Annotated in this window: 14 protein-coding genes; 5 read left to right on the forward strand and 9 right to left on the reverse strand. The window is 31.9% G+C overall.

What is annotated here, in order from left to right; translation table 11 throughout:
* Positions 1-53: 53 nt before the first annotated feature.
* The 4 genes from OEW74_RS04315 to OEW74_RS04330 form a co-directional block, all read right to left on the reverse strand.
* Positions 54-2,747, reverse strand: coding sequence for a tetratricopeptide repeat protein (locus OEW74_RS04315; RefSeq protein WP_265427327.1), 2,694 nt, complete (start codon positions 2,745-2,747; stop codon positions 54-56).
* Entirely contained in the window at positions 2,740-3,921 is a 1,182-nt protein-coding gene (locus tag OEW74_RS04320; protein WP_265427328.1) for an AAA-like domain-containing protein, read from the reverse strand. The genes OEW74_RS04315 and OEW74_RS04320 overlap by 8 nt, the downstream gene beginning before the upstream one ends.
* A gap of 257 nt (positions 3,922-4,178) precedes the next feature.
* Positions 4,179-6,605, reverse strand: a complete 2,427-nt coding sequence (locus OEW74_RS04325; RefSeq protein ID WP_265427329.1) for a TonB-dependent receptor — start codon at positions 6,603-6,605, stop codon at positions 4,179-4,181.
* Positions 6,606-6,611: 6 nt separating this feature from the next.
* Positions 6,612-7,052 carry a MarR family winged helix-turn-helix transcriptional regulator gene (locus OEW74_RS04330; RefSeq protein ID WP_265427330.1) on the reverse strand — a complete coding sequence of 147 codons (441 nt, stop codon included), beginning with the start codon at positions 7,050-7,052 and terminating at the stop codon, positions 6,612-6,614.
* A gap of 547 nt (positions 7,053-7,599) precedes the next feature.
* Between OEW74_RS04330 and OEW74_RS04335 the strand changes: the two genes are divergently transcribed.
* Positions 7,600-8,034 (forward strand): cold-shock protein, encoded by a 435-nt coding sequence (locus OEW74_RS04335; protein ID WP_265427331.1) that lies wholly within the window; start codon positions 7,600-7,602, stop codon positions 8,032-8,034.
* A gap of 73 nt (positions 8,035-8,107) precedes the next feature.
* Here the strand turns inward: OEW74_RS04335 and OEW74_RS04340 are convergent, their stop codons facing one another.
* From OEW74_RS04340 to OEW74_RS19675, 5 genes are all read right to left on the reverse strand, one after another.
* Positions 8,108-9,202 (reverse strand): DNA polymerase beta superfamily protein, encoded by a 1,095-nt coding sequence (locus OEW74_RS04340; protein WP_265427332.1) that lies wholly within the window; start codon positions 9,200-9,202, stop codon positions 8,108-8,110.
* A gap of 55 nt (positions 9,203-9,257) precedes the next feature.
* Entirely contained in the window at positions 9,258-10,478 is a 1,221-nt protein-coding gene (locus tag OEW74_RS04345) for a hypothetical protein (protein ID WP_265427333.1), read from the reverse strand.
* A 66-nt stretch (positions 10,479-10,544) separates the two neighbouring features.
* On the reverse strand, positions 10,545-11,276 hold the full coding sequence (locus OEW74_RS04350; protein WP_265427334.1) for an ATP-grasp domain-containing protein: 732 nt from the start codon (positions 11,274-11,276) through the stop codon (positions 10,545-10,547).
* 18 nt (positions 11,277-11,294) lie between these two features.
* A complete protein-coding gene (locus OEW74_RS04355) occupies positions 11,295-12,044 on the reverse strand; it encodes a nucleotidyltransferase domain-containing protein (protein ID WP_265427335.1) in 750 nt (249 codons plus the stop codon).
* A gap of 165 nt (positions 12,045-12,209) precedes the next feature.
* A complete protein-coding gene (locus OEW74_RS19675; protein WP_416207898.1) occupies positions 12,210-13,010 on the reverse strand; it encodes an RtcB family protein in 801 nt (266 codons plus the stop codon).
* 1,004 nt (positions 13,011-14,014) lie between these two features.
* Here OEW74_RS19675 and OEW74_RS04365 point away from each other — a divergent pair.
* From OEW74_RS04365 to OEW74_RS04380, 4 genes are all read left to right on the forward strand, one after another.
* Entirely contained in the window at positions 14,015-14,488 is a 474-nt protein-coding gene (locus OEW74_RS04365) for a hypothetical protein (RefSeq protein WP_265427337.1), read from the forward strand.
* Between the two features lie 4 nt (positions 14,489-14,492).
* Positions 14,493-14,825 carry a HopJ type III effector protein gene (locus tag OEW74_RS04370; protein ID WP_265427338.1) on the forward strand — a complete coding sequence of 111 codons (333 nt, stop codon included), beginning with the start codon at positions 14,493-14,495 and terminating at the stop codon, positions 14,823-14,825.
* 196 nt (positions 14,826-15,021) lie between these two features.
* Positions 15,022-16,044, forward strand: coding sequence for a helix-turn-helix transcriptional regulator (locus OEW74_RS04375; RefSeq protein ID WP_265427339.1), 1,023 nt, complete (start codon positions 15,022-15,024; stop codon positions 16,042-16,044).
* A gap of 60 nt (positions 16,045-16,104) precedes the next feature.
* The gene (locus tag OEW74_RS04380; protein ID WP_167494292.1) at positions 16,105-16,242 is read left to right on the forward strand and encodes a hypothetical protein; all 138 of its coding nucleotides are present in this window, start codon (positions 16,105-16,107) and stop codon (positions 16,240-16,242) included.
* The last annotated feature ends 6 nt before the right edge of the window (positions 16,243-16,248 follow it).

A 16,248-nucleotide genomic window follows, 5' to 3' on the forward strand; every position in this document is an offset into this window, starting at 1 on the left:
GCGGGAGGCTAGGGTTTTTGGTAATTGATTATTGAGTTTTAGAAAAGAAAATATTATTTTCTATATCCGTAAAATTTCTCTTTTTCATTTATTGTTTTCAGGATTTCTTGTATTGTATCATATATTTCTGGAGGTATTTTTAATCCTAAAATCTCTTCATGGGGGTTGGTGATAAGCAAGGTGACATAATGTAAAACAGTATACTTATCTTTTAGAATTTCTCCTAGATAAGAATCCTTGAATAGCTTTATAACTAAATTTTTCTGTTGATGTACTAATAAATCTATAATAAAATTTTCTAAATAATCATTATTTTCTTCCACTAAGGAAAACACTCTTCTTTCTAAATCATTGAATATCCCATTCCATATTTCGGCAATTATTAAGTTTTGTGGATTTCTATTATTTTGTTTTAATAAGCTGAGTGTTTCTTTTTTATTTATATTTTGGCTGTAATATAGTATCGCCAGATTATTTAAAGCGAGAATGTTGTTGTTTTGAATAGATAATAAATAATATTTTTCAGCTTCTTTATAGTTTTCTTGTTTTTGATACAATAATGCCAAATTGAACAATGAATCATTAATGTTTTTTTCGATAGCTAGTTTGTAATACTTCTCAGCTTCTATATGTTTTTGTTGATTTTGATATAAAGTTGCCAACCCATCTAATGCTTTTGCATTTCCATTTTCAATAGCTAATAAAAAATATTTTTCAGATAAATTGTCTTTTCCTTGTGTTTGATATAATAATGCCAAATTAAATAATGCGTATTCATTGTTCTTTTCAATTGCTAATTTGTAATATTTTTCTGCCTCTATATATTTTTTTTGTTCGTCATAAATGACAGCTAAATTATTTTGTGCTTTATCATTATTATTAATTAATAAATAACTCCTTTTAGCTTTTTCGTATTTTTCTTGTTTCTGATATAGTAATGCTAAATTAAATAATGCGTCATTATCGTGATTTTTATCTATTGCCAATTGGTAATACTTTTCTGCTTCTTGATATCTTTCTTGAATTTGATACATTAATGCTAAATTAAATAAAGCATCATTTTCACTTTTCTCCACAGCTAATTGAAAATATTTTTCTGCTTGTTCATACTTTTTTTGATCTTGGTATAATAAAGCTAAATTATGTAGTGCGTTGGAATTGTTTTTCTCAATAGCAAGTAGGTAATGTTTTTCAGTTTCAGAGTAATTTTTTTGCTCTTCATAAATAAGTCCTAACAGGTTAAATTTAATACCATCTTCTTCGTTTTCTAGAGAATTTACCAAGTTGACAGCAGCCCTGTAATTTTTCTGTTCAAGTTCTTCATATGCTTTGTTTATGATTTTAGAAGATTTTTTAGGCAGATGAATTAATTGTGATTTTTCTTTTTTAATATTAATGTTTTCGGTTAAATCTAAAATTGAATCTCTTTGATCTAACGAAATATATTTGCTTTGGCTCAATGCTTTAGATAGAATAAGAGCATTGTCGTAATCTATCTCTCTATTTATAAGTAAATTTATGTGATTATCTACGAGGGTTTTAAAATCTTGGGCATCATACCAATTTTCTAAAAATATACTAAGGCATTTGGCTTTTCTTTTTTGTTCGGGATTACCTTGAGTAAAAATAAGCCACATATTAAAGAAACGTTCTGAGATTCTATATAAATGGTTTTTTTTTGAAGTTTCAATTTTATCAACAATACCTTTTAAAACTAAAGTTTTTAGATTTGCTGAAACGAGTTTACTTTCCATACGGGTTTTTTCTACCAACTGTTTTGTGGTGCATGCCTCCCATATAAATGCCATTTCTAAAATAATCTTTCTTAGTTGTGCGGGAAGGTAATTCAGTCTCTCTTGGTATAAAGGTGTGACGTGATCCATGATTTTCTTAAGATAATCATACCCGTGAGATTGTGAGTTTTGTAATACAATCTGTATGAAAAACTGAAGTGTTCTTGGTAGGCCATCTGTCAAAATTCTTATGTTTTCTAGTTTACCAGGATTGTTTTTAATAAAATGTTTTAAAGCTGGAATATTTAAAGAATCTGCCCAATGATTTAGTAATAATAGCATTTCATCTCTGCTTAATGCTTCTAGTCTATGCTTTCTAAAAAATTCATAAAAAGGTTTGTCATATTTCCAAAAATGTTCATCCATCCTTGTGCTTCCTGCAATTATTTCTATATCGTTATAATTGATTAGGGTTTCTCGTAGTAAATTTCCGTCGTCATTAAAATTTTCAACAATTCTATCGAAATTATCGAGTAAAAGAACAATTCTCTTTTTTTGTTTTATACAATTTTTATGAATAACATCATAGAGATGCCTAGTGTATTCTTGAACAGTTTTAAAATCTTCAAAATCTCTTTTATTTTCAATTATTTGAAATTGATGTTGTAGTTCTTCAATAACTTGCTCCCATAAGTCAAATAAACGGTAAATTCCAGCTTGTTCTTCTGCGAGATTTATTGGTATATACTTTTTGTTTAATTTATTATTTTCAGTAATTTCAATTTCGATTCTTTTTAGAAGAGTAGATTTTCCGCTACCACGCCTACCAAGAATAAGCTCATGTTGTAGTGGGTCATTACTGTCTTTGTTAAGTAATGCCTTTGTTATTATTGTAAACTCAGCTTCTCGAATAATAAAATTACGTTTGATGGATTTAAAATCGCTGTTGGCTGATTGATATAAGTTTAATTGATCTATGAACCAATTGCTAGTATTGTTATTTGTTTTAAGCATTAGGTATGGGATTGTTTTGTTTCCAATATTCTTTTAAAAATGGAGAAATGAAAATGTAGTTTTGCTGACTTTCGACAATATATCCATCCTGTTCCAAGTCTTTAATAAAATCCATGTATTCTGTTTCTTTTTCATATTTTACAGCGATATCATAAATTTTTTGAATGTTTATTTGTTCGTGATGTGCAATATTAGTCAAGATTTCATTTATGAATAAGAAATCGTTTTTTGGTAGATAGTCTTTTAATCTTTTTTTCCAGTCTGAAAAATGATCACTATTCTTGATAATTTTGTTAAAAGCTTCGTCTATGTTTTCAATTGCAACTGAAGTATCATCTTTTTTTATTGCTGCTTTATCAATTTCATCTAATATTAAATTGATAAAATAAGGTACAAAGTATTGAATTTTAGATTTTAAGTGTTTTATTAATTTTTCATCATAAACTATTGATGCTCCCTTTGTGACAGATGTTATGTAATTGTCAAATTCGTCTTCGGTTAAAGGTTGATAAATAATTTTATATAAATCGTTAATATCTGAACTTCTCCCTGCAATGGCATTAACAACATAGTGAATTCCTATAGAGCCAGCTAGTACAAACTGTATTTTTTTAAAATCTTCTTCTTGACGCCAATGTCTTAGATTTTTTAAAATGTTTAAAGCTGTATCTTTTTGTCCTTTTAAATAAAGGTTATGTAAAACTTCGGGAAGTTCATCTATGAGTAAGATTATGTTTTCTCCATCTTTTTCAAGTTGTGGAATTAAATTGTTAATTTCATATAAGTAATCTATATCCTTAGTTTCAATTGAGAAGCCAGTGGTACTTATTTCTGAAATTTGCATTTTCTTGAAATAATTATGTATAATATTTTTACTTTTAGTAAATCTATCTAAGCAAATAATAATTAAATCATAAATGGTTTTGTAAAATTGTTTTTCATCATCGATTCCTTGTACGTTTCTGAAAATAAGTTTATAATTCTCTTTGGGATTCTCTGTAAGGAATTTCATGACAGAGGTTTTTCCAACTCTACGAGGTGCTGCTAAAAGAACATTGTTGCCTTTTTCAATTTCTTTCCAAACTTCATTTTCAAAATCTTTTCTTCTGAAATAAAATTTGCCGGTTGCTTCTTTGCCAATAATAATATTTGGCGATATCCATTCTTTATTCATATTTAAATGTGTTTTAAATAATTTAACAGTAAAATTACTGTTAAATTATTTAACAGCAAAATTTTTGTCAAATTTTTAATCTCAATTTGAAATACTTAAGATAAGAGGTGAAAATATTTTAAAATTAGTATGTCTCTTAAATATTATAATTCTTAAAATAAAGATTACGGAAAACCGTAACCTTTATTTTATTTTCACAAGAGATTGCTTCGCCACTTCGTTCCTCGCAATGACAGTTATTAGTTATTTACAATGATTTACCCATTCCCGATTCTCTCTTTCAAATCATCTGCACCACCGGTTTTTCTTGGCTGTCCGTTTTTGGATGAACCAAAATTGTAGGTGTAAGAAAGTGTTGCAACACGGGTTTCTCTACGGACCACAAAATTTTCGATGTAATTGGAGTAGACATTTCTTGCTTCAGGATTGCTGGTGAAGAAAATGTCGTTAAATGAAAACTTCAACGTGCTGTTGTTTTTAAATTTCTTCTGAGCACCGATATTCAGATACCAGTTGGGTTTCAAATCCATATAAGCATAGACTTCTCTTGCTCTGTAATTTCCTGTAAGCTCGGCTGTAAAGCCGTTTCCAAGTTTAAAAGAATTGATGCTGTTGACATTGAACGTGAAATTCCCCTGGTTTTTAATGTAGGTATCAGCAATATTTCCAGTGTAGCTTCCGTAATAGAAATTGGCGCTGTTGTTCATATCCCACCATTTTGTCACTTTTACAGGCGCAATGAGATACAGCCCTAAATAAGATGCCGAACTTAAATTATCATTGGTCTGCACCACCACAATATTGCCGTTTTCTACAGTCGGTTTCAGAACATCGGTGATATTATCTGAGGTTTTGCTGTAGCTGAATGTTGCAAAATATTTGTTTTGTAAGCTGTACGTGAACTCATAATTCATCGTTGTCTGTGGATTCAGATCAGGGTTTCCGGCTTTGTAGGTGGTTGGGTCGAGATAGAATTTAAAAGGATTCAACTGATTATAACTTGGTCTTGTAATTCTTCGGCTGAAATTCAGTTCAATGTTATTTTTTTCACTCAAATCATAAGAAAAAACGGCACTCGGAAACAATTGGGTATAATTCTTTTTGTTGACCTGATTGGTAGTAATCTGATTTCCGGTAACGTTGGTATTTTCTGCTCTTAAGCCAAATATCGCACTAAATTTCTCCCATTTTTTAGAAACATTTCCATATAAAGCATTGATGTTTTCTTCGTAAATAAAATGATTGGTCTTGTTCTGATCAATAATTGAAACTCCCGAAGTGGCATCGAAAAACTGCATGTCGTTATCTGCTTTTACAAAGCTGGTTTTAATTCCGGTTTCTATTTTCCAGTTGTTTTTTAAGCTTTTAGACAGATCAGATTTTAAAGAATAAATATTCAGAGTTCCGTTGATATCACCTTTTAAAATATCAAAACTGTTAAGATTTCCGTTGATGGCGTAGTTTCTCGTATCAAAATTCTGGAGCGAAGTATTTGAATAATTGATGTAATCGAAATCGGTGGTCAGTTCAGATCCCAAAGAATCGATTTTATATTTATGATTAAGGTTAAAAGAAACATTTTTCCAGTGATCTTTTGAGCGGTTTTGTGAGGTGAAAGTACTTTCTGGAAGCTGATTGCTGCCTAAAACCAAACTCGAATTATCACCTCTCGGATCAAATCTGTTGCTTACGAAACCTGCCGAAAAACCCAAGATGTTTTTATCGTTCAGGTAATAATCCATTCCTGCTTTTGCGATATGATTTCTGAAATTAAATTTTAAATAATTGTCCTGCAGATACGCTTTTTCAAAGTTTCCACTGTCATTGTAAAAGTTTCTGTCTAAAACCAGATGATTGTAAAATTCTCTGTACGCAAAACCGTAATTCGCAAAAATATTCACTTTTTTGTTGCGGTGATTGATGCTGAAATTATTGTTGTTTTTAATGTATTTTCCGGTTCCCAAAGAAGTGGAAAGACTTCCGTTCGTCCCTTTTCGCTGATCTTTTTTAAGCTTAATATTGATGATTGAAGTTCCTGCAGCGTCGTATTTTGCCGACGGATTGGTAATAAATTCCACTTTTTCTACACTCGAAGACGGAATTCCACGAAGATAATTGGCAAGATCGGTTCCGGTCATCGGAGTATTTTTACCGTCGATCTGAATGAGAAGATTTCCTTTTCCCCGCAGACTGATGTTGTCGCTTCCGTCAATATTTACGCCCGGAGCTTTTTCCAGCACTTCAAAAGCGGAAGTTCCTGTGGCTGCGATGCTGTTTTCTACATTCAGAATCATTTTCCCGTCCTGCCTTTCGATGTAAGGTTTTGCTTTGGTGATCGTAACGGCTTCAATCGTTTTTTCGTTTAAATGAATAATGGGAAGGTTGGTGTTTTCTTTTACCGAAATTAGATCCGATCTATACGCTTCAGAACCGCTTTTGTTGATCAGTACAATGTAGTTTCCATCGGTAAGATCATTGAAAGTAAATTTTCCGTTTTGATCTGCAATTTCTGTTTTTATCAGCTTGTTTTCAGAATTGAATAAATTAATTTCAACCTGATCTACTTTGCCGGAATCGATGCTTCCTGAGAGAGAATGACTTTGGGAAGCAGTGGTTTGTGCCGATATTTTAAGGCTGAAAAGAGATATCAGCCAAACAAAAAGGAATAAGACGAGTCGTAGCATGATGTTTTATTTTTTGGTGTTAATAGTGTTTTCCGAAATTTTTAATAATGCACTGTTCATGACTTGCAATTCTTCTTTAGAAACTCCTTCTAAAGCGACCTTCCTGTTTTGTTCTACTATTTTCTGAACTTCTTTAATGATTTTCAGACCAGATTCTGTTACTTCAAGATTGGTTTTCCTTCGGTCTTCAGAGTGAACGCTTCGAATGATATATTGAGATTTCACCAATAAATCTATTATTCTCGTTACCGATGCGTTGTCTTTAAAAACCAAATCTCCGAGTTCATTCTGAGTAATTCCGGGGTTTTCAAGGATTGCTTTTATAATTAACCATTGATCGATTGTTATGGTAAAACCATGAAGTTTAAGCTGTCTTTGAGCATAATTTCTATACGCTCTGATCGCTTTATCGATATTGTAAAATATAATTGAATCTAATTTTTCCATAATGAATATTTTTAATAATGATTTATCAATTATTGATATATCAATTAATTTGTTGCTGAGTTTATTTATTTGTTACAATTTTTTTAAATAAAATAGATGAAAGAGAATAGATGAAAGATAAAAGACTTACAGTCAGTTGTTTAATGTTTGAAAATATATAGTTTGATAATTTAGTGTAAGTTGATAAATACTTATTTTTTATATTTAAATTAATTGTAGATAAATAATTGAATATGAAAATGTTAGATTAAGGCTTAATCTCAATAATATTTGTCGTATATTTGCAAAACAATTAATAGAAAGGTTTTCAGCTTTTGCTTCAAAGCAAAGTTTAAAACATTTATTTTTCTCTCAGTTTTCACATTTCAGATGCCTCATTTTATTCCTTAAAAAATATTTTTGTCGGCAATCTTTTATCATTACTGAAAAACAATAGAATACCTTTCTGATTTAATCGGGAAAAGTATTTGGTTATAAATGGGATAGATTTCAGAAAGAAGTCTTATCTTTAAAAATCAGCACGTAACAAATAAATTTTAATATATATATGGCGGATTCTTTCTCAAAAAAAGAAAATTTTAAGAAAAAAGCACAGAAAGCAAAAGAAAAAGCTCAGAAAAGAGAAGAGCGTAAAACAAGCAACAACAAGGGGAAAAGTCTTGATGACATGATTATGTACGTTGATGCGAATGGTCAGTTGACTTCTACACCACCAGATAACAGCAATGTTGAAGAGTTTGATATCAACAATATTCAGCTTGGTGCAGCTCCGATTGAAGCTGAAGAGGTGGTAAAAACAGGAATTGTAACTTTTTTCAGTGAAAAAGGATATGGTTTTATTACAGAAGATGGTTCTAAAGAAAATGTTTTCTTCCACAGCAACAACTGTATGGAACCAATTAAAAAAGGAAACAAAGTATCTTTCGAAAAAGAAAAATCTCCGAAAGGTTTTGTTGCCGTAGAAATCAGAATGGTTAAATAATCATTCGGTTTTGGTGTTGAAACCCAATAGATTATATCATATAAAAGGCTTCCATTGGAAGCCTTTTTTGTTTTTAATTAGTGTATAAATAATTTCTAATTTCCACTAAAATTTTGGTTGTTTTTTCCAAATCCGGCGTGTCCGGAAGATTAGATTTTGAATGATGATGTTCGATTGAATTAATCAGTACTTCAGCTTTATTCATTACATTTTCATACGACCAGTTTCCGGCTTTGATGTCTAACAATTCGTCCCGGTTTTCCACCTTAATTTGTAACGAACCGGTTTTGAAAATCTGTTCACAAGACTGCAATAACCGAATTGTGTGCATCATATTTTTGCTGTCGTAGTTTTGTCCATGATTTTGATTGACATTATAACGGTCTTTATTTCGCTCTGAAACCCATTTCCAATAGTCGCGGTAATCTTTGCAATACGTGGAGTAGGCATCGAGATTACAAAACATAAACGCTAAAGATCGCTCACCTTTCGGAACCGATGAAACGGAAACCTGATTGGCTTCTTCATTTTGAATAATTCCTTTGTAGTTTAAATCTCCCAATTCATCATAGAAAAGCGCAAACATTCCTTTGGTGTTGTCGATATTGACTAATCCGCATTTTTCCTGAATTAAACCACCCCGTCCTTCGGACACCCCTCCAGAGGAGGGGAATTCTTGCAACCATTTTTTTAATGGAACTGAACTGTTATTTTGTAAAATATAGCAGAAATCAAGAATTGATTTTCGTTCTTTAGCAATCGGATTAAGGATTTTTTTATTGAGACCTTTTGCTTTTTTGATTTGTGAAATCGCATATCCCGCAAAAGTGTCTTTGCATAATTTGGAAAGAAAATCTTCAGGCTTCAGCAAATCCATCAACGGGTTTTTATGTTGAATACAATCTTCCGGACTTGCCAAAATTTCCAAAATATTCGGATTGTTTTTCTGCAATAGTTCTATAAATCTTCCAATCTCATAATAGGTAATATCATTGGTTTCATTAGAAATCTGCGGAATATAATTTAAACCAAAAAAATCTTCTTTCGGTAAATAATACACTCCACGAATGTCTGTATCTGAGTGTTCTGTGGCGAGTCCGAAAGAACGGCTTCCGGAGATGGCTTGGAAGAGGATGAGGTTGTGGGATTTTAAGTTTTGGATGGTCATTTTTTATATATTTTGATTTTTATAAAATTTTAGAATATATAAAATTTATAAATGATTAATCTTTATTATCATCTAATAGTTGCTTTAATAGTTTTCTTGTTCTAATTAATTCTTTAAACACGCTATTTGTTGCAAGTTCGGCTCTTCTTTTAGCTGTACTATATTTAGCAGTAAGGTGAGTATTAACCTTAGTAAATGTCTCTAAAAAATCAGCAGTTCCTTCCATCGCAGATTCAACAGAAGAAATAAAACTAGGTAGGTTTTGTAATAATTCATTCTTGCTACCTTCATCAAATGAATTTGAGTTAACAGTTTTAAAAATAATTTCAGAATAAGATTGTACGCTATTACTAATCGATTCCCTAAATTCCGGTAAAAGATTCTCAAAATCATCAGAGTATTTATCCAAATCATCGGCATAATCATTTGAAACTTTTTTTGCCTTTGTTAAACGTAATCTTTCATCCTTAATATTATTAATTCTATTTAACTGTTTTGTTCTTTCGCTAGTTTTAGTACTAAAAAAACTCATTACTAAAGTTATCTTATTAGTTGATGATGCTAAGTCAGATAGAAAGCTATTGGTTTTTTCAATATCTTCTAAAAAATTTTCAAATTCTATGTTATATTCTCCTTTGTCAACTTTTATAGCCAATAATTCATACTTATCAATTTCTTCTGCATCTGTTGTAAGAGACTCTTTTTTTTGTAGTGATGATTTTGTAATATTTCTTTTCTTTTTTGAAAATTTATCTCTAACTAAATTTGCCAAATTAAGTTGAGCTAAATTTTTTAAATCTTCAGTTTTCTCAAATTCGGAATATAATATCCCATCTTCTTTTGATATTTTATCTTTGAAATCTTTAACTTTTTTTAGTTGTTCAATATCCGTATCGTATATATTTTGATTTCCTTCTGTCTTAAAATACATCATAATATGAGTGTTTTCTTTATCATTCTCATATTTTTTTTTCGCATTTTCATATTCTTCAAGCGTTCCTGATTCATATCGGTTTGTTGGGGTTCCAAATCTTTGCCAGAAAATCCCAATGAAAACATCATATTCACCATTAATTTGTTCATTAATAACATCTTGAGCATCAATTCCTTTTCCAGGATAAGTATTTCTTTCCCAATTGACAATTTCAAATTTTATATTTTTATCCTTTCCTATTAATAAATCTAAATCTTCTTTCAAGGCAAAAATCATTTCTCTTTCTGCCTTAACATCACCTGGAGAAGCTAAAAAAATTCTTAGAACATTTACTTTTTTCATATAATTAAATATTTTATCAAATATATTTTTAAATTATAGTAAACGATTACGGGTTTCCATAATCACTTAATTTTTAATACAACTCTCAACAATCACTTCCAAAGCCTTTTCTGCGTCACAAGCATATAAGCCAGAACACCAAGCCGGATTTGCTTCAATCAGAGCCAAGCCTTTTCCTTTGATGATTCCAAAATCAAGAACAATTGCTTTCGGTAATGTTTCAGAATATTTTTGAATGAAATTTTTGAAAAACTCAAATAGATCTTTTTCCTCAGTTTCGGAAAGCGGATTGGTGTCGAAAGCATTGTTTCGCCAATAAGAAGAATAAGTTTTTATTTCATTATTTAAAACAAAACATCTTACTTCAAGCTCCCATTCCACAACTTGCGAAGTGAAAACGGCAATGTCTAAATCTAAAGAATCAAAACCTTTGATATTGGTGACTTTATCGAAAACTCCGGCTTTAAAACTTTTAAAATCAGAACATTTAATGAAAATATTTTCTTCGTCTACAAATTCCTTTAGTTGACCGTAAGAAATTTTACGTTTTGTAAATTCTTCCGAAATTTTTGAAAGCCAATTGTCATCAGGCTTTGTTAACGTTAAATTACATTGTTCAGCAACAATTTCTGCATAAATATCTTCGCCATATACTGCAATTACATCCGCACGAAATTCTTCAGGAACATTCCATTTTGCATTGAAACGGTTCAATTCGTAAGGTGAATTGAGCGATGCTTTTTTCAGGTTATTACTGTCTTCCGTGTACATGGGAGACAGGGCGATTATATTTTTCATGCAATGTATATTTTTTTCCTAATTTATTAATATTTCTCTAAAAACCTTTTCCATTTCATTCTTATCCGTATTTCCACCTTTCAAACTTTTGGCTCTTTTCTCATTATCTAATATCACTTTATCCAAAAATCCAAAAAGTTCCCAATCATTCGGATGAAAATAAGATTCTCCTTTGGTAGCTTTTAAGGCAACAAGGTCTTCTATTTTTGTTCGTGTAAAATCGTCTACTAAAACCAACAATTCACTCAATAAAACAGGCGGAACAGTTCCTTTTTCTAATATCCATTTTCCTGTTAAGGCAGTTCGGAGAAGATAGAAATAAGATTTCAGTTTTACTTCATCGGTTCTGCAGGCTTCCAGATATTTTTTGCTCATGCTTAAATAGTGGTAAGAAACCGCAATTGGTGAAAAAGCAGAATCTGCTAAAGGTTTAAATAAGTCGTAAAATTTTTCATTTTTCACATAAACGATAGGAGAGTAGAACCAACTCAACAAAGCTGCATTCGATTTTAATAAAAGATGAAAAGTCTTTCTCAAATCCCATCCGGAACCGTCCAAATCGTCTTCGGTCATAAATTCTATCGTTTCGTCTTTGTCCCACGGTGAAAGATACCAGTCTTTTTCGTGGCGGTATATAAAGCGTATATCATAATCGCTGTCTGGCGAAGCAAAACCCCAGGCTCGGCTTCCAGATTCTACGGCAAGAAGTATTTCTACGCCTCGTTTTTCTTCGACTTCTTTTAGTTTTTCTAATATTTTTGATGTCATTGTTTTTATTTTTTTTGTTAAAGCAAAGACGCAAAGTTTTTAAATTTATGGTGTTTAAGCTGCAAGACACTTCGACTTCACTCATTGTGACGGAGATTCTTAGTAAAATATTGAGTATAATTTTATCGAAGATAAAATCCTTGCGCCTTTGCGATTGACCAACAACTATGCTTTTCTAAACTTTTTCTTCTTTTTCCAAGGCGCATTCTTCTGCACATCTCCCGCCATAATACATCCGTAAGGCATCACTTCATCCAGAACTTCACACAATCCGTATTCCTCAATCTGAGCTCTCACGTTTTTCGCACTTTTATAAGCGCTTGGAAGTTCAGAAATATCAATATCGTTGGTGAAAAATCTGATATCCAAACCTTTTGTTTCTTCTTCAAAAATTTCTTCAATCGTTTTATGAGCCAGAGATTTTTTATGCTGTGTTCTGCTGAAATTTCTTCCTGCTCCGTGTGGCGCAAATCCCAAATTTCTATCGTTCGTTTTTCCCTGAACAATCAAAACGGGTTCCGACATATTTAGTGGAATCAACCTCGGACCTGTAATATCCGGCAAAAATTTATCGTCGAGCGGAGTGGCTCCTTTTGCGTGATAGAATAGATCTCTGTCTCTGAATACGAAATTATGTTCGTTCCAATATCTGTTTTGTTTTTCGATATTTAGCTTTTCTAAAGTTGCGTTATGAATCGATTCGTGGTTTTCTTTCGTCCAGTTTCTTATCAATTGCAAAGCTTCCCAATATTGCTTTCCTTCTTCGGTTTCATACGGAATCCAAGCATTTTCTCTCAAAGTTTCTGGCGAAATTTCTTGTCTGAATCTATTCGCGACTTTCATTCCTTTATCATACAACATCGCTCCCGGAGCTCTCGATCCGTGATGAGTTACTAACATTGTATTTCCTGTATTTTTAGAAACTCCGACAAATAAAAAATGGTTTCCGTCACCTTGAGTTCCCATATGAGAACGGGCAATGCTGATTAATTTTTCATCATTCAAAAATTCATTTTCTCTGAAAGCATCCATCAATTCCTGAGACATTTCCATTTGTTCACCTCTCGGTCTTCCTCCATATCCGAAATGCGTGATAGAATGTGCTGCATCTAAAACATCTTTAGGATTTGTTTTCCCAAAATCAGTCAGCATCACGGAACAGCAAATATCTGCGCTATGAAATCCCGGATGAATGGCATTTTTTGCAACTACAACTCCGCCCACCGGAATATTTCCTTCTGGACCTGTCGGACAAGCATCGGGCATAATGGCACCTTCAATTAATGTTGGCGTTTTCATCAAAACTTTCATCGTGTTGATTACTTTTTCTACGTTATCGTTTTCACTTTCGTGTTCCGCTTTGATGTTGATGATAAAATCTTTCGGTTCTGCATGCAAAGGAATAGGATCCGGAAATTTGAATTGCTCCAAATATTCCGAGATTTGATTTTCATCCAATTGATTTTCGTTGATATATTCTAATGCTTCTGTAAACCATTTTCCCGGTCTGTATCCTAAAGCGATCAATTCGTTTCCTGTAATTGTATTCATATTTTTGTTTTTTATTTGATTTTGTCTAATCATTTTTTATGTTTGGGCAGCTTTTCCGCCTTCCACTCCCGCTTTTTTACTTCACTTCGTTTCGTAAAAAGAGCTCCGTTCAAGTCGGGCTGCGAGAGATTCGACTTTATAAAATTTGTAACCTTGATGAGATTCGAACTCACATTCCATATTGGCATTGAGGCTGTAAATACGCTTCCCTACTAAATTTCGGTGCTTCTGTAAACTCTACCCATTAGTCCGCGCAGGTCTAACCGGAATATCCTCAAACTCTACGGCTCCGTAAATTTTTCCGTAGGCTTTTCCTTTTAAGCTACAAGGTCATTTTCCTAGTGCAAAGTAAAAACATAAGTATGCAATCTTTTTGCGCAGAGAAAATGTTTTAATTATTTTTACTAAAATTTTGTGTTATGCTATTCCCAATCTTGACATTCGTTTTCTTTTTTGGCTTTGTTGTATTGGTTATTTGGCAAAAGTCAGTTTCTATCAAAAGGCTAAACAGACAACTTTTAGAAAGTAAGATGACAATAACGAAAGAACTAAAAAACATCCGTTGTTTTTGTTTTGCTACTGGAAAAAGAAATCACGATTTCAGGTTTAATAAAGCCGATGTTTACATTTTAGAGGATGCTCTTTTCATTTTTGGCTACTCAGAATTTCGAAATTTAAAATGGTACAAATGCTTGGTTATTTTGACCCACCGCGAAGATATTTATAAAGAACAGTTTCCTACGGCGCAAATACCCCAATTATATAAGCTTAATTTGCATTCATTTAATCAAGATGTTTTTATAGAATTTCAAACTACACCGGGTATTTATAGCAATATAGAAATTAGGTTAGAAAATCTAAACCTAGAAGATAAACAATTAATAAAAATATAAAATTATGTTATTTGAACAATTAGAAAAATCAGCAGAAGAAATTCAATTTCCAGACGTTATTGCATTCATCGACGAGCATTACGATTTTACTCCCACAAAATTCACCAACGGAAATACCGTAAATGAAGCAGATCAAAACAATGGTTCTTGCAAAGTTTTCAGTTTTGCAAAATTGAATGATTTATCAAAAGAAGAAACGCTGAATCTTTTCGGCGAATTTTATAGAAAAGATGTTTTGCAGAACCCTGAAGGAACAGATCATCAAAACATCAGAAATTTTATGGAATTCGGTTGGGACGGGATTTCTTTTGAAGGAAAAGCTTTGGTGAGAAAATAGATTTGTTTATTCATATAGTTTGTCATTCCGTAGGAATCTCTGCAAAATTTTTATAAGTAGTTGCTTAGATTCCTACGGAATGACAAATTGGATGTTCATTTTAACCACCCTGTCAAAAATTCTGCGAATTTTCGCCACCCCTCCAAAGGAGGGGAATTCATCCTGTTTTAGTCTTAATCTAAACCTTAACTATTTTATGTCATCCAATAAAAACGCTTTAATTCGCTATAAAACTTTAGATAAATGTTTGAAGAATAAGTACAAAAAATACACTTTGGAAGATTTGATCGACGAATGTTCCGAAGCGCTTTTTGAATTTGAAGGAAAAGAATCTTTTGTCAGCAAACGTACCGTACAATTGGATTTGCAAAATATGCGAAGCGAAAAGTTTGGCTATGAAGCACCAATTGAAGTTTTTGAAAAAAAATATTACCGTTACAGCGACCCAGATTACAGTATTCATCAGATCTCAGTGAATGAAAATGACCTGAAAGCGATGAATAATGCGATACAGATCTTAAAGCAGTTCAAAGATTTTTCGATGTTCAAGGAAATGAATGGTGTCATTCAGAAGTTGGAGGATTCTATTCATTCTACCAGCCAAAAATCGATCATTCATTTAGATAAAAATGAGCAATTGAAAGGCTTAGAGCACATTGATGTTTTGTATGAAAGTATTTTAAATAAAAAGGTTTTAAAAATTTGTTATAAAAGTTTTAAGGCAAGAGAAGAGAATATTCTGACGGTTCATCCCCAGTTATTGAAAGAATATAACAACCGCTGGTTTTTGATCTGTTGGCACAAAAAAGCAATCTACAATTTGGCTTTAGACCGAATGATAACCATTGAAACAGACCATGAAACGGAATATATCGATAAAGATTTTGATGCAGACCGATATTTCGGAGAAGTAATCGGAGCAACTGTTTCAGAAACCCAGCGGCCTCAAAATGTTGTATTTTTTGTTAATTCAGAACATGCTCCTTACGTAAAAACCAAACCATTTCACCATTCTCAAGAAATTATTAAAGAAGACGAAAGCGGAACGACGTTTAAAATTTGCGTACAGCTCAACTTTGAACTGGAGCGAATGATCTTGGGAATGGGAGAGTTTTTAACGGTTTTAGGTCCGAGAAAACTGAAACAGAGAATTGCTAAAAGTATAAGCATTGCGCACTCAAATTATAATGCTCAAAATAAAACAAATGAAGAATCATAATTCTATTTAATTAAAAACTTGGCTTGAAAGTTGTAATTTGATTACGAAAATAAAATTATTATGAAATCCAGAATATTAAAAGCTGTCGTGGCACTTGTTGTGCCGATTGTTATAGAATTTATCATTAAAAAAGTTACCGAGAAACTCGATAAAAACAAAGAAGAAAAAGATGTAAAATCAATTCCTTCACCACATTAGAAAATA

Source organism: Chryseobacterium sp. YIM B08800 (assembly GCF_026163565.1).
In the GTDB taxonomy this organism is placed as follows: Bacteria; Bacteroidota; Bacteroidia; order Flavobacteriales; family Weeksellaceae; genus Chryseobacterium.